Below are 14,443 nucleotides of genomic sequence, written 5' to 3' on the forward strand. Positions count from 1 at the left end.
AGCTCTACATCTGTGCGATCAAGGACGTGTGGTCGAACAAGATCGTCGGCTACTCGATCGACACCAGAATGAAGTCGTCTCTGGCATGTGCGGCGATGCGCAACGCCATCGCCCTACGCGCCCCCGTCGGCACCGTGTGTCACAGCGACAGAGGCGGCCAATTTCGCGCCAACCGCACCCAGCGGCTCCTGGCTAACAACGGCCTGGTCGGCTCGATGGGCCGCTCCTACGGAGCCGGCGACAACGCCAGCATGGAGAGCTTCTTCTCGCTGTTGCAGAAGAACGTGCTGAACACCCGCCGCTGGGACGCCCGCGACGAGCTACGCCTGGCGATGGTCACCTGGATCGAAACGAAGTACAACCGCCGCTGTCGCCAACGAGCCCTCGGCAAGCTCACGCCGGTCGAGTTTGAGATGCTACGCGGCCGCAGAAGCGGCCTGACTGCTGCAATCCCCGAGTGTCAACAAGACCGGGGGCAGACCCTGGGTCTTTGGACCACATTTTGCATACCTCCTGAGAGGAGAGGCATGACGCATGCGGGCCAGCTAGCCCGAAACGACCAGGACGCCGCGGCCCGTCACTCCAGGGGCTCGATCGCTCCGCCCTGGCTCACGAGCCACACCTCGATGCCAGCGGCGGCGAGCGGCGCCGCGGTGGCCGCATACAGGCGTCGGTAGCGGGGGAAGTCCGGGAACGCCATGACGCTCTGCCACGACGGTTGCGCTACGCGCAGCTTCATCGCGGCGAGGATCGCGTGGGAGAACCAGTGCGCGGCCTGGGTCGAGGGCGCGGTCCGCTTAGGCTGCCCCTTCCTGGCACCCCTCGCGTAGGTTTTCGAGGGGTAGCCCTTGACCTCGATGCCGACGGTCTCGCCGTTACGCTCGGCGACGACGTCGATGCCGGTCTCGCCGGTTGCGGTGTTGGCTGTCCGGAGGATCGTCCAGCCCGTGGAGCTGAGCCGATCGACGAGCAGCCGCTGGACGTTTTCCTCTGTATGCCAGTCGCTGGGGTCGGCGTCCGGCCTCGGCTCTGTAATCACCGGGGCCGCAACGGCTTCAGCCGGCCTGTCGCAGGCGTCACGCCACGCCGCGAGCTCCGCCTCGGTGGCCATGCGGAACCAACCCGTGTCGACCCGGGTGAGAAAGGGCTCTCGACCGGCGAACTGGCTCCGGTCCCCGACATTCCATGCAGCCCCGCGCACGTGCGCCCGGACGGTACCGTCCTTCGCTTGGTCAGGGGCGTGCCGCCGGAACCAGCTGACGATCTCCTCCTGCTTCCATGCACCTCGCTGGGCTTCGGCGAACTGGCGGACGAGGTCCCAGACGGACGGTCGCGTGGTCATGCCAGCATTCTGCTCCGCACGCCCGACAGATGCGGCGGAGTCGGGTTCACCCGCTGCGCCCGGCGAGCCCGGTGCCACCTCGGTCGGTTCTGGGCAGCCCGCGCGTACTCCCGACCATCGTCGGACCCCCTAGTTACGCTGTGCGACAACGCTCGTGAGGGTCTCGAGCAATGCGGACGAACGGAGGAGCCAGCTTGTCGACCGCGACCCGGAACCGCGACTTCCATGACGCCAGGCGGGCCAAGAAGGACGAGTTCTACACGTCGTTGAGCGACATCGAGTTGGAGCTGCAGCACTACACCCGCCACTTCGAGGGCAAGGTCGTCTATTGCAACTGCGACGACCCGCGGGCCAGCAACTTCTTCCACTACTTCGCGACTAACTTCGAGAAGCTCGGACTGAAGCAACTGATCACCACCTGCTACCGCAGCCAAGACGACGGCTCGTTCGGCCGTGGTGATTCGAGCCAAGCCGTCTACCTGGAGTACAACGGCGATCGCAACGGCAGCCGTGTCCCCGACGTGGAGGAGATCGGAATCCAGCCTCTCCAGGGCGACGGCGACTTCCGGAGTGCCGAGAGCATCGACCTTCTCAAGCAGGCCGACATCGTAGTGACGAATCCACCCTTCAGTCTTTTCCGGGAGTACGTCGCGCAGCTTGTCGAGCACGATATGCAGTTCCTGATTATCGGCAACATGAACGCGCTCACCTACAAGGAGATCTTCCCGCTCTTCCAGCACGACCAGATGTGGTATGGCCCGAGCATTCGCAGTGGCGATCGCGAGTTCAGGGTGCCCGACGACTACCCGCTCACCGCGGCCGGCACCCGGGTTGACGCCAACGGCAACAAGTACGTGCGGGTGAAGGGCGTCCGTTGGTTCACCAACCTGGACTACCCGGGCCGACACGAGGAGCTCGAGCTCGAGAGGACCTACAACCCGCGCGAGTACCCCAAGTACGTCAACTTCGACGCGATCGACGTCAGCAAGACCATGCACATCCCGGTTGACTACGACGGCCCCATGGGTGTCCCGATCACGTTCCTGGACAAGTACAACCCAGAGCAGTTCGACATCCTGGGCTCCAGCAAGACGCTCGGCCGCCCCATGTCAGAAGTTGCTCCGAAGGGCACCTACATGCAGGGTGGGCCCCGGTTCTACCTGCCGAACGGCGACGGCACCTTCCGCCGTATGTATGACCGCATCGTCATCCGCAACAAGCAACTGGCCTGACCTCGATGAGGGACCAGAGAGGCAGCCATGTCCTACCGCTACCTCGGTAACAAGACCCGCCTGACCGAGTGGATCGTCGGCGAGATCTCCCGGGTGCTGCCCGCCGGCTCCTCGATCGCTGACCCGATGTGCGGGACCGCCTCAGTGTCGATCGCGCTTGCCCGCGTCGGCTACTCGGTGACTGCCGCGGATGCCTTGACCTTCCCGGTCGTGCACGCGCGCACGCGCTTGCTCGCCAAGCGACCGCCTGCCTTCAAGGCCCTCGGCGGCTACGACAAGGCGCTGGCATGGCTGAACACGGCCGCGCCTATCGAGGGCTACTTCTTCAACGAGTTCGGTGAAGGCGGCAAGCCGGCGAACGGCCGCGCTCCCCGGCTGTACTTCTCTGCCGAGAACGCCGCGCGCATCGACGGCATCCGGCACGGCATCCGCGACCTGGCATCGGCGGACGCCGTCGACGAGGTGGAGCACAGCGTCCTGCTCCATCACCTGATCCTCGCCACGAACAAGGTCGCGAACATCAGCGGCACCTACGGGTACTTCCGGCGCACGCTTTCGGGGCCGGCGCTCAAGCCGCTGACGTTCGAGCCGATCGAGTTCGAGGACACCCCGGGCGACCACGTGGTTCGCCAAGGCGTTGTTGAGGAGCTCGCTTCAACGCTCGGCACGGATGCCGTGTACCTGGACCCGCCGTACACGAAACGCCAGTACGCCGGGAACTACCACGTGCTCGAGACCATCGCATGTGGCGACCAGCCCGTGGCAGCAGGCGATGGAGGCCTGCGCCCGTGGACCGACCAGGCCTCGGACTTCTGTTACCGCCGTAGCGCCGCCCAGGCCTTCCGCGAGACGCTCAAGCGGCTCGAGGCCCCGCACGTGTTCATCTCCTACAGCGAGGACGGCCAGGTGGCGGAGGACGAGCTGCACTCAATTCTGGGCGACTTCGGCAAAGTCACCCTGCACGAACTACCTCATGTCCGATACAGGAGCAACGATCGTGTGAAAGATGGCTCTGTGCTTGAGCGGCTCTATCACATCGAGGCCTTCTGACCATGTCTCAGAAACTGAATGTCGACCGGATCTGGTGGCGCAACGTCCAGCCGGGCGAGTTTTACAACATCGAACGCTACCCGCAGATCCAGGGTGGTGGAGGGTCGCTTTACATTGAGATCCCGAGCTCGATGGTGCCGGAGACGCTCGACTTCCTCGACGCGACCGGCGCGAACGTCGATGCGCTGCCGGTGATCACCATTGAGGCCGGCGTCGTGGGGCACCCCGGCCTCTCCGGCCCGATCGAGTTCCAGAGGAAGAAGGGCGGACGCATGCGGATCGCCCGCCAGAACCGCCAGCAAACCTCCTCGGCACGGCACCCGGCCTGGATGGCCGCACGGGGCTTCCCGACGGCCCCGGACGACGTGGCTAACAAGGAGGCTGCGCTGCCGTACTTCCCGCAGGGTGGCTTGCGCATCTACATCGCGAAGACCGTAGACGGTGAGTACTTCGCCGGCTTCACCAAGGGACCGAGGCCCGTCAGCGTCACCGCGAACAGCCCGATGTTCAAGCTCTACCCGCAGGGCAAGGTCGTCGGTGGCGTTATCTATGAGTGAGGAACGACGTGGCTGACAAGATCGACGACATCCTGACCTCGTGGAGCAGCGGTCGGAATGCCCTGCTCTACGGCCCGCCAGCCACTGGCAAGACGCGGCTCATCTCGGAGCTCTTCAAGGCACTCGAGACGCCGCCGGAGGCGAAGAAGGGTATCCAGTTCGACCCGGCCGACAAGGAGAGCCCCTTCACGCGGCCGGAGCAGGAGATCAAGATCCCACAGCCGATCAAGGTTGTATGGACGACGTTCCACCAGTCCTACGGCTACGAGGATTTCGTCCTCGGTTTGCGGCCTGAGATCACCGGGAAGGGCACTCGCCTGCAGCCGTGGGCTGGCGTCTTCCTCGACGCGGCGCTCGAGCTGGCAGACCCCGAGTCGGAGTACAGGTCGGTCGTGATCTTCATCGACGAGATCAACCGCGGCAATGCGGCCCGGATCTTCGGCGAGTTCATGACCTTCCTCGACTTCGACTACCGCGACGGCGGTCTGGTGCCGTTGCCCCTGCCCCTGCGCCAACTGACCTACGAGGACGGGAAGAGCGACGAGATCCGTCGCCCCGGCGGGAAGGTCACCACGATCCCCGAAGGCTTCACCTTTCCCCGTCACATCTACATCGTCTCGACGATGAACAGCGTCGACCGAGCGGCAGTGCCGATCGACAGCGCTCTGGCCCGTCGGTTCGACCGCATCGAGATGCGCCCCGACCTTGACGTGCTCGTCAAGCACTGGAGCCTCGATGCGGACGCCGTCCCGGTGCCGGCGGAGGACAACTGGGAGACCCTCACGCCGTATGAGACGGCGTACCTGATCCTGGACCGCCTCAATGTCGCCGTGGCGTCTGACCTCGGACCAGAGTTCGAACTCGGCCACGGCCTCCTCACCCCGGTGCTCGCGACCAAGCCTTCGGTTGACGGCAGCAGCCAGCCCGTGGAAGAGAAGGAAGCTTGGCGCAGCCTCGCCAAGACCTGGGACGACGTCCTCTTCCCGCAGCTCGAAGACAGGTACTCCGGCCGCCCCGAGCAACTGATGGATCTCCTCCACATTGACACCGCGCCGCCCGCCGGCGATTACGCATGGCGGCTCCGGACTGCCAGGGGCGGCACCGTCGAGTCCCGCACCCTGGCGCCCGTCCGCGTGAGCGAGCTCGACATTGACGTCATCAAGAGGTCCTTCAGGTGGCTGACCCGCTGAGCACCTCCGGGCGCATCGAACTCCAGGAGTACGGCGCACCCGTTGTGCGCCGCGCCGCAGACCTGGACCTGCAGGCACTGACCGAAGCCAACAAGCGCTGGAGTCGGGCGCTCGGGCTGGCGGGGGATCCCATCCGCGTCGAGGACATCGGCGAGGGCCTTGTCCGACTCCGGGCTGAAGCGGTTACGGGCGTGGTCCGGGTCGGTGACACCGACATCGAGATTGCGCCGAAGTTCTTGAGCGCCACCGACAGCAGCTGGCAGACCGTGCTGTGGCACATTCTGACCGTGGTCGAAGGCGGCCACGTCGACGACAACCTGACGACTGCCCACGAGCTCGCTTCGCTGTCTATGCCAGATCTGCTCGCGGAGATGTTCCTCGCCTCCTACGCCAAGGGCGCGGCTCGCGGACTCCCTCGGGGCTACCTGACGGAGCAGTCCTCAAGCACCACATTGCGAGGCAGCCTCGACACCTCTCGCCTCGGTGAGTGGGTGGGTCGGCCGTGGGAGGTCCCGTACGTCGCTGACCTGCTGACCGACGACACGCGTCTGGCACGCCTGCTCCGCTGGGCCGCGGAGTGCCTCGCGGCAACCGTGAAGGCGCAGGGCCGGGCGCGCGCGGTGCGTGAGATCGCCGCTAGCCTGGCCCACGTTGGGCGACAGCCACCTCACCTGTTCGACGCGCGGCGGATCTCGCTGGGGATCCAGCACCAGGGGCTTGAGGCCGCCCGGCTCGTCGGCTTGCTGCTCCTCGAGGGGGCTGGTGTCCACCATGCCAGCGGCGAGCACGCGCTGTCCGGGTTCCTGTGGAACTCCGACGTGATCTACGAGAACTACATCTTTTGGCTATGCCGTCGCGCGGCCAGCAAGCGCGGGCTGCGGGTCACCAAGGGCGCGATCAAGTTCGGCGACGTGATCGCGGGGGAGGGGGCCAAGCTCGAGACCACGCCAGATGTGGTGTTCCGCGATGTCCACGGCAGTGCGGTCGCTGTGACGGACTCCAAGTACAAGCGGCTCGGCTCGCGGCCCAAGGCCGCTGACACCTATCAGGTGCTCACCGCGGGCCACGTCCTCGGGTGCCAGCGGATCTCTCTGACCTACCCCGTCGCCCACGATCGCGAGACCACCGTGTGGCAGGTCGGATCCGCGCTCGGTGGCAGCGACATCGAATTGTCCGCGCTGCCTCTGAACTTGATGTCCCTCACTGGCGCGACTGGACCTCAAGAACTGATCGAGGCGATTGGCACTTGGCTCGATTCGGACCTCTTCGCAAGTAGCACACCGACAGCAGCCACCGCCTGAATCCGCACGTCAGTGGGCCTCTTGAGCCTGCTGGTCGGATGCACTCCCTACGAATCTTGGTCGGCACGAGAATGGGTAGGGGATCGGCGGCGAGTTCGATCTTGACAGCATCTTGGGTCACAGCGACGCGAGGGGGTCCTGGGGACACACCGGGGCCACACGCGGACGGAAAACGACCCCTGACGATGAAAGACGTTGAAAGGTGTCTTCGCAGGTCAGGGGCCGTTTTCAGGCACTCAGCCGGTGGGCGTCACCCACGCGGGACTAAATGTCGTAGTAGAGCTCGAACTCGTGCGGGTGCGGGCGCTGCTGCACCGGCAGGATCTCGTTCTCGCGCTTGTACTGGATCCAGGTCTCGATCAGGTCCGGGGTGAAGACGTTGCCCACGGTGAGGAAGTCGTGGTCGCGCTCGAGGTTGTCGAGCACGTCGTCCAGACGGGTCGGGACCTGGTCGATCTCGGCCATCTCGTCCGGCGGCAGCTCGTAGATGTCCTTGTCGATCGGGGCAGCGGGCTCGATCTTGTTCTTGATCCCGTCGATGCCGGCCAGCAGCAGGGCCGAGAAGGCCAGGTAGGGGTTGGCCGACGGGTCGGGGCAGCGGAACTCGATGCGCTTCGCCTTGGGGTTGGAGCCCGTGATCGGGATCCGCACGCAGGCGGAGCGGTTGCGCTGGCTGTAGACCAGGCTGATCGGCGCCTCGAAGCCGGGCACCAGGCGGTGGTAGGAGTTCACCGTCGGGTTGGTGAAGGCCAGCAGCGACGGCGCGTGCTTGAGGATGCCCCCGATGTAGTGGCGCGCCATGTCCGACAGGCCGGCGTACCCGGTCTCGTCGTAGAAGAGGGGCTCGCCCTCGTTCCAGATGGACTGGTGGCAGTGCATGCCGGAGCCGTTGTCCCCGAAGATCGGCTTCGGCATGAAGGTCGCGGTCTTGCCGTTGCGCCACGCGACGTTCTTGACGATGTACTTGAACTTCATGACGTCGTCGGCGGCCTTGAGCAGCTCGTCGAACTTGTAGTTGATCTCGGCCTGGCCGGCGGTGCCGACCTCGTGGTGGGCCCGCTCGACCTGCAGGCCGGCCTTCTCCATCTCGATGACCATCTCGTCGCGCAGCTCGCCGAAGTGGTCGTACGGCGCCACGGGGAAGTACCCGCCCTTGTACTTGACCTTGTAGCCGCGGTTGTTGTCCTCGGAGCCGCTGTTCCAGGCGCCGGCCTCGGAGTCGATGTGGTAGTACCCGGCGTTGGCCTTGGTCTCGAACCGCACGTTGTCGAAGACGTAGAACTCGGCCTCGGGGGCGAAGTACGCCTTGTCGCCGATGCCGGTGCTGGCGAGGTAGCTCATCGCCTTGCGGGCGATGTTGCGCGGGTCGCGGGAGTAGGCCTCGCCGGTGAGCGGGTCGTGGATGAAGAAGTTGACCACCAGGGTCTTGGCGACCCGGAACGGGTCGAGGTAGGCGGTGGTGGGGTCCGGGAAGAGCTGCATGTCGGACTCGTGGATCGCCTGGAACCCACGGATGGAGGAACCGTCGAAGCCGAGCCCCTCGTCGAAGACCGACTGGTCGAACGAGGACACGGGCACGGTGAAGTGCTGCATCACGCCGGGCAGGTCGCAGAAGCGCACGTCGACCATCTCGACGCGCTCGTCCTTGAGGTACTTGAGCAGCTCGTCGCTGTTTGCGAACATTCGTCCTCCTCGGCCACCCTCGGGGTGGTGGCCCTCACGTCTGGGTGAAGATCGGTGCGCCGCTGCACCGGCTGTCGTGGAAACTATGCACACGCAGTTTCTTGACCGTATCCCGATTGTTTCCGCCGTGTAACAGTTGCCCCGTGCCGTGGGCACGCCGCCGCCTCGATATCCTCCTGCGGTGACCCCGCCCGCCACCTGGGAGACAGCCTCCTGGGGCCAACGCCTCCTCGCCCTCGTCGTCGACTGGCTCGCCTGCCAGGCCGTGGTGTGGCTCTTCCTCGGGATCGGCGGCTGGCTCGACAGCGCCTGGGCCGGCTTCGCCACCCTGGGCCTCTTCGTGGTCGAGTCCGCCTTCCTCACCGCGGTCGTGGGCGGCTCCTTCGGCCAGCTGGTCACCCGGCTGCGCGTGGTCCGGGTGGGCGAGCACGTGCGTCCGCTCGAGCTGCTCCCGGCGGTGCTGCGCCAGCTGCTCGTGGCCCTGGTGATCCCGCCGCTGGTCTTCCGTCCCGACGGCCGCGGGCTGCACGACCTCGCGGTGGGGTCCGCGTGCGTGACGCTGGCGAGCCTGCGCCCGTCTGCCCCGTAGGCTCGAGCCGGAAACTGTCTCCAGCGAAAGGCTCTACCCATGCGTCGACCCCTGACCCTGAGGCGGACAGCGGCTGCACTCGTCGTCCCGCTCGCCCTCTCCTCCCTCGTGGCCTGCGGGTCGGAGTCCGACGAGCCCTCGGGCTCCAGCGCCGCCTCCGACCCCGGTCTGGAGAAGGGCGAGGAGATGCCGGTGGAGGACTTCGCCGAGATCCTCGAGGCCGCCCTGGAGGGCGCCACGACCGCCGCCGTCACCATGACCACCTCGGGTGGCCAGGCCGACGTGGAGATGACGGGCGACATCGACTACTCCACCACCCCGCCGTCGTCCAAGATGACCGTCCAGGACGAGACCACGGGCGAGGTGGAGCTCATCTCCCTCGGTGCGGTCAGCTACGTGAAGTCGCCCGACCTCGGTGGCAAGTACATGAAGATCGACCTCTCCGGCGCCATGGAGTCCCTCTCCGGCAACGGCCTGGGCCTCGACCCCGGCTCGTCGATGGAGAACATGAAGAAGGGCATGAAGTCCGTCGTCCACCAGGGCGAGGAGGAGGTCGACGGCGAGGACCTCACCCGCTACACGCTGACGCTCGACACCAAGGCGATGCTGGGTGACGAGCTGGGCGCCGTCGGCGGCGTCCCGGAGGAGATGGCCTACGACATCTGGTTCGACGAGGACGGCCTCTACCGTCGCGTCGAGGCCGACCTCGGCTCCGCGGCCGGGACGATGACGATGACCCTGTCCGACTGGGGCAAGGACGTCTCCATCGAGGAGCCGCCGGCCGACCAGGTCACCGAGATGCCCGAGATGCCGCAGATGCCCTCGACGCCGCCCAGCGCGGGCTGACGAGGACACGGCTCCACGCGGACCCACGCGAAGGGGCGGGTACGGCGCACGCCGTACCCGCCCCTTCGTCGTCCACGGGGAACCGCGACAGGCTCAGCGGCCCCGGAGGTTGCCGCGCATCCCCTTCATGCTGCTGGGCACCGGCCCCTTGGGCAGCGGGATGTTGGAACGGTTGGCGTCCAGCGCCTTGAGCCGGTTGATGATGTCGGTCATCTGGGCGGGCTTGACGTTGCGCCCCAGCTTGGTGACGTGCTTGACGAGGCGGGGGAGCGGCACCTGGCCCTCGCCGTTGCCACAGACGACCTCGTGCAGCGGGGTCTCGGAGGCGACCCGCTCGTGCTTGCGGCGCTCGCTGGCGAGCAGCTGGCGGATGCGCGCGGGGCTGCCGCCCTCGGCGACCAGCACGATGCCGGGCGGGCCGACGACCCGGTGGACGACGTCCTGCTGCTTGGTGAAGGCGATGACCGGGTCGACCTTCCAGCCACGGCGCAGCATGCCCAGGGCGGCCGCGGCGGCTCCCGGCTGGCCCTCCATCTGGGTGTACGCCGCCTTCTGCGCGCGACGACCGAAGACGATGATGGCGGCCAGCAGACCGAGCAGGATCGCTCCGACCACGGCGAAGACGGTCGAGATCCAGCCCTCACCGGGCAGCAGCCAGATGACGAGGAAGCCGAGGGCGGCGCCGAGGAGCGCAGCGCCCAGGATCCACAGGCCCAGGCGCTGGTCGCTCCGCTTCGCCATCTGGTAGGAGCGGACGAGCTGCTGCCGGCGACTGAGGTTCTCGGGGGCGGGGGTGGACAATCTGGTGCCTTTGCTGCCGGGGCCTGGTGGCCTCTGGATCGAAGGGTGAGGGGCTCAGGCCGTGACGACCGTGGAGCGCGCCTCCATGGCCTGACGGTACAACCGGCCGGCCCGGTAGGACGAACGGACCAGCGGGCCGGACAGCACCCCGGAGAAGCCGATCTCCTCGGCCTCGGCCTGGAGCTCCACGAACTCCTCCGGCTTGACCCACCGCTCCACCGGGTGGTGCCGCACCGAGGGGCGCAGGTACTGCGTGATGGTGACGAGCTCGCAGCCGGCCTCGTGCAGGTCGCGCAGCGCCTGGGAGACCTCCTCGCGGGTCTCGCCCATGCCGAGGATGAGGTTGGACTTGGTGACCAGGCCGAACTCGCGCGCCGCGGTCAGCACGCCCAGCGACCGCTCGTAGCGGAACGCCGGCCGGATCCGCTTGAAGATCCGGGGCACGGTCTCGACGTTGTGGGCGAGCACCTCGGGCCGGGACTCGAAGACCTCGGCCAGCAGGTCGGGCTTGCCGTTGAAGTCGGGGATCAGGTTCTCCACCCCGGTGCCGGGGTTGAGCTCGTGGATGGCGCGCACGGTCTCGGCGTAGAGCCACGCGCCGCCGTCGGCCAGGTCGTCGCGGGCGACCCCGGTGATGGTGGCGTAGCGCAGCTCCATCTTCTGCACCGACTCGGCGACCCGGCGGGGCTCGTCGGTGTCGAGGGCCTGCGGCTTGCCGGTGTCGATCTGGCAGAAGTCGCAGCGCCGCGTGCACTGGTCGCCGCCGATGAGGAAGGTCGCCTCGCGGTCCTCCCAGCACTCGAAGATGTTGGGGCAGCCCGCCTCCTGGCAGACCGTGTGGAGCCCTTCGGACTTCACCAGCCCCTGCAGGGCCGTGTACTCCGGGCCCATCCTGGCCGTCGTCTTGATCCACGAGGGCTTGCGCTCGATCGGGGTCTCGGCGTTGCGGACCTCGAGGCGCAGCAGCTTGCGACCGTCGGGCTGGGGACTGGCGGAGGACGTCACGACACCCGACTCTACGCCGCGCCCCGGCACGGCCCAATCAGGGCAGGTCGCGGGCGTGGAAGGACCACAGGCTGGCCGACAGGGTCGCCGTCAGCAACGCGGCCAGGTACGTCGCGCCCTGGGCCAGCGTGAGGGTGCGGCTGCCGCCGTCCCCGACGCAGCCCTCTGGCGTGGCACAGGAGTACTCCGTCACGCCCCCCTCCACCCAGTACTGGTAGCCGTCCTGCAGGAAGGCTCCGGCGTTCATGGGGATCAGCCACGGCTCCGCGCCCGACCCGAGGACGGCCAGCGGCAGGATGGTGCCGAGCACCACGACGGCCACCACGAGCCCCAGGGCGGCGACGGTGCTGCGGAAGAGGGTCGTCAGGGCGTAGCCGACGATCCCGGAGCCGGCCACCAGCAGCACCCCGCGGGCCTGCATGGCCGCGACGTCGCCCCAGGCACCGTCGGGGACCGGGACACCGCGGGCGCGGCCCAGCGCCCAGACGGCCAACCAGAAGAGGGTGAGCACCAGCACCGCGGTGCCGGCACACCCCACCAGCACCGCGAGCGCCTTCGCCGCCCAGACCCGGCCCCTCCTCGGTTCGAAGAGCAGCTGGTTGCTGAGGGACCCGCTGGCCCAGTCCTGGCCCACGAAGGTGGCTCCGGCCAGGAGCGTGGCCACCACCAGGACGACGACCACGGCGACCCCGGCCCCGTCGGCGACGTGGGCCGGCTCCAGGCGGGGCCGGCCGATCCAGTCCTCGACGCTCATCGGCGGGCCCCAGACCCGCTCCCGGCACAGGGTGGCCACCGCGTCCGGCGTGGCGCCGGGTCCGACCTCGACCCCGAGGCCGTACTCCTCGGGCCTGCGGGTGCACCGGGCGACGTCCCGCTCCACCGCCTCCCGATGGGCGGTGAGCTCGAGCTCGACGGCGTGCCGGTCGGCGTCGCTGACGGGGCGGGTGTTCCAGGCCTCGCCCGCCAGGATCAGCGCGGGTCCCAGGACGCAGGCGGCGAGCAGCACCAGGACGGCCCGGCGCCAGCGCAGGCGGGTGAGCTCGGTGCGCAGCAGGGTGCCCATCAGCGCCCACCGCCGAGGGCGACGGGAGAGGCGGAGGTGAGCTCGAGGAAGACCGACTCGAGGTCGCGACGCACGGGCGTCAGCTCGCGCACCCACAGGCCGTGGGCGCCCAGCAGCCGTGCCACCTCGGACCCGTCGGGGGCCTCGACGAGGAGCGCGTCGCCGGCCTCCTCGACGCCGAGCCCGGCGGCCCGCAGCCGCCCGGCCGCCGTGACGGCGTCGTCCACCACGACCCGGTGCCGTGTCGCGGCGGCGTGACCGCCGAGCAGGTCCTCGACGCGGCCGGAGGCCAGCAGCCGGCCGCGGCCGATGATCGTGACGACGTCGCAGACCTGCTGGACCTCGGCCAGGATGTGGGAGCTGAGGAGGACCGTGACGCCCGAGGCGCCGAGGTCGCGGACGGTCTCCCGGATCTCGCGGATGCCGGCGGGGTCGAGGCCGTTGGTCGGCTCGTCGAGGACGAGCAGGCGAGGCTCGCGCAGCAGGGTGGCGGCGATCGCCAGCCGCTGCTGCATGCCCAGGGAGTAGTCCTGGTAGGCGTCCCGGTCGCGGTCGGCGAGCCCGACGGTCTCGAGCGCGGCGTCGACCCGGCAGTCGGGCAGCCCGACCGAGCGGGAGAGCAGGGTGAGGTTCTGACGCCCGGAGAAGCGCGGGGAGAACTTCGGTGACTCCACGACGGCGCCGACCCGGGCCACCACCTCGGGCAGCCGCTCCGGCACCGGGGTGCCGAAGAGGCGCATCTCGCCGCCGGTCGCGCGGGCCAGGCCGAGCAGCATCCGGATCGTCGTGGTCTTGCCCGAGCCGTTCGGCCCGAGGAAGCCGTGCACGCCCCCGGCGCCGACGAGGAGGTCGAGGTCGTCGACCGCGACCCGCTCGTCCCGCCCGCTCCCGAAGACCTTGCGCAGCCCCCGTGTCTCGATGACCGCCTCAGCCATGGCTCCCCCTGTCGTCAACCCCGCGCCCGCGGGCCGGGGCGCATCCTCGCAGGTTCAGCCGCCCGGCGTGACCAGCGTGATGCGCGGCGCCCGACCGGGCTCGGGACGGGCCTCGTAGTCGGGGGTGGCGGTGTAAGGCTGCCAGGCCAGGTAGGTGTCGAGGTGACGCTGCACCACGGGGAGCACCTCGGCCACGGTGACGTCCCGGTCGAGCTCGCGGCTCAGCGAGGTCACCCCCGCGTCCGCGATCCCGCAGGGCACGAACCGGCCGTACCAGCCGAGGTCGACGTCGCAGTTGAGCGAGAAGCCGTGCATGGTGACGCCGCGGCTCACCCGGATGCCGATCGCGGCCACCTTGCGCTCCGGACCCCGGGCGTCGGCCCGCAGCCAGACGCCGCTGCGCCCGGGCACGCGGGCGGTGGTGACGCCCAGCTCGGCACAGGTCGCGGTGAGCGCCTCCTCCACCCGCCGGACGTAGTCCACGACCTTCACGTGGTCGGGAAGGCGCACGATGGGGTAGCCGACGAGCTGCCCGGGACCGTGGAAGGTGATCTTGCCGCCGCGGTCGACGTCGACGACCGGGGCGCCGCCGGGATCGGCCGGCCGCTCGTGGGGGTCGGTGCGCTTGCCCGCCGTGAAGACCGGCGGGTGCTCGAGCAGCAGCACCTGGTCGGGCAGGGACCCGTCGACCACCCGGGCGTGGACGTCGCGCTGCAGCTCCCAGGCCGCCAGGTACTCCACCGCCTCCTCGCCGAGGCCGGCCACGCGGTAGGTCAGGCTCATGCCCTCGACCCTAACCCGGGTGCCCGCCTGTGGAGAGGACGGAGCAGGCCTCCTCAGGAAGCGGCA

14 protein-coding genes and 1 pseudogene are annotated in these 14,443 nt (G+C 68.5%); 8 read left to right on the forward strand and 7 right to left on the reverse strand.

The window, feature by feature from the left end:
* Positions 1-419 (forward strand): annotated as a pseudogene (locus tag DNK53_RS18210) (transposase); the annotation flags it as partial.
* Between the two features lie 158 nt (positions 420-577).
* Here DNK53_RS18210 and DNK53_RS15230 read toward each other — a convergent pair.
* Positions 578-1,342, reverse strand: a complete 765-nt coding sequence (locus DNK53_RS15230; protein WP_110183207.1) for a DUF7669 domain-containing protein — start codon at positions 1,340-1,342, stop codon at positions 578-580.
* A 194-nt stretch (positions 1,343-1,536) separates the two neighbouring features.
* On the opposite strand from DNK53_RS15230, the gene DNK53_RS15235 reads away from it, so the two are divergent.
* The 5 genes from DNK53_RS15235 to DNK53_RS15255 are packed head-to-tail and all read left to right on the forward strand — an operon-like array spanning position 1,537 to position 6,672.
* Positions 1,537-2,574, forward strand: a complete 1,038-nt coding sequence (locus DNK53_RS15235; RefSeq protein WP_204163971.1) for an adenine-specific methyltransferase EcoRI family protein — start codon at positions 1,537-1,539, stop codon at positions 2,572-2,574.
* Positions 2,575-2,601: 27 nt separating this feature from the next.
* Positions 2,602-3,624, forward strand: coding sequence for a DNA adenine methylase (locus DNK53_RS15240; RefSeq protein WP_110183209.1), 1,023 nt, complete (start codon positions 2,602-2,604; stop codon positions 3,622-3,624).
* A gap of 2 nt (positions 3,625-3,626) precedes the next feature.
* On the forward strand, positions 3,627-4,181 hold the full coding sequence (locus DNK53_RS15245) for a hypothetical protein (RefSeq protein WP_110183210.1): 555 nt from the start codon (positions 3,627-3,629) through the stop codon (positions 4,179-4,181).
* A gap of 8 nt (positions 4,182-4,189) precedes the next feature.
* On the forward strand, positions 4,190-5,371 hold the full coding sequence (locus tag DNK53_RS15250) for an AAA family ATPase (protein ID WP_162599979.1): 1,182 nt from the start codon (positions 4,190-4,192) through the stop codon (positions 5,369-5,371).
* Positions 5,356-6,672: a 5-methylcytosine restriction system specificity protein McrC gene (locus tag DNK53_RS15255; protein ID WP_110183212.1), complete on the forward strand. Its 1,317-nt coding sequence runs from the start codon at positions 5,356-5,358 to the stop codon at positions 6,670-6,672. Before DNK53_RS15250 ends, DNK53_RS15255 begins: the two co-directional genes overlap by 16 nt.
* Positions 6,673-6,936: 264 nt before the next feature.
* Here the strand turns inward: DNK53_RS15255 and glnA are convergent, their stop codons facing one another.
* A complete protein-coding gene (glnA, locus tag DNK53_RS15260; protein ID WP_110183213.1) occupies positions 6,937-8,355 on the reverse strand; it encodes a type I glutamate--ammonia ligase in 1,419 nt (472 codons plus the stop codon).
* Positions 8,356-8,536: 181 nt separating this feature from the next.
* On the opposite strand from glnA, the gene DNK53_RS15265 reads away from it, so the two are divergent.
* Both DNK53_RS15265 and DNK53_RS15270 read left to right on the forward strand, forming a co-directional pair.
* Positions 8,537-8,944: an RDD family protein gene (locus tag DNK53_RS15265; RefSeq protein ID WP_110183214.1), complete on the forward strand. Its 408-nt coding sequence runs from the start codon at positions 8,537-8,539 to the stop codon at positions 8,942-8,944.
* A 39-nt stretch (positions 8,945-8,983) separates the two neighbouring features.
* Positions 8,984-9,790, forward strand: a complete 807-nt coding sequence (locus DNK53_RS15270) for an SCO4651 family lipoprotein (protein WP_110183215.1) — start codon at positions 8,984-8,986, stop codon at positions 9,788-9,790.
* Between the two features lie 93 nt (positions 9,791-9,883).
* On the opposite strand, the gene DNK53_RS15275 is transcribed toward DNK53_RS15270, so the two are convergent.
* The 5 genes from DNK53_RS15275 to lipB are packed head-to-tail and all read right to left on the reverse strand — an operon-like array spanning position 9,884 to position 14,434.
* Positions 9,884-10,591 carry a DUF4191 domain-containing protein gene (locus DNK53_RS15275; RefSeq protein ID WP_110183216.1) on the reverse strand — a complete coding sequence of 236 codons (708 nt, stop codon included), beginning with the start codon at positions 10,589-10,591 and terminating at the stop codon, positions 9,884-9,886.
* A gap of 54 nt (positions 10,592-10,645) precedes the next feature.
* Complete coding sequence (lipA, locus tag DNK53_RS15280) at positions 10,646-11,596, reverse strand: lipoyl synthase (protein ID WP_110183217.1); 951 nt, start codon at positions 11,594-11,596, stop codon at positions 10,646-10,648.
* A gap of 37 nt (positions 11,597-11,633) precedes the next feature.
* The gene (locus DNK53_RS15285) at positions 11,634-12,659 is read right to left on the reverse strand and encodes a hypothetical protein (protein ID WP_110183218.1); all 1,026 of its coding nucleotides are present in this window, start codon (positions 12,657-12,659) and stop codon (positions 11,634-11,636) included.
* Positions 12,659-13,594 (reverse strand): ABC transporter ATP-binding protein, encoded by a 936-nt coding sequence (locus DNK53_RS15290; RefSeq protein ID WP_110183219.1) that lies wholly within the window; start codon positions 13,592-13,594, stop codon positions 12,659-12,661. The genes DNK53_RS15285 and DNK53_RS15290 overlap by 1 nt, the downstream gene beginning before the upstream one ends.
* Before the next feature lie 54 nt (positions 13,595-13,648).
* Positions 13,649-14,434 (reverse strand): lipoyl(octanoyl) transferase LipB, encoded by a 786-nt coding sequence (lipB, locus tag DNK53_RS15295; RefSeq protein WP_275425771.1) that lies wholly within the window; start codon positions 14,432-14,434, stop codon positions 13,649-13,651.
* Positions 14,435-14,443: the final 9 nt, after the last annotated feature.

The organism is Nocardioides solisilvae, assembly GCF_003194625.1.
Taxonomy (GTDB): Bacteria; Actinomycetota; Actinomycetes; order Propionibacteriales; family Nocardioidaceae; genus Nocardioides; species Nocardioides solisilvae.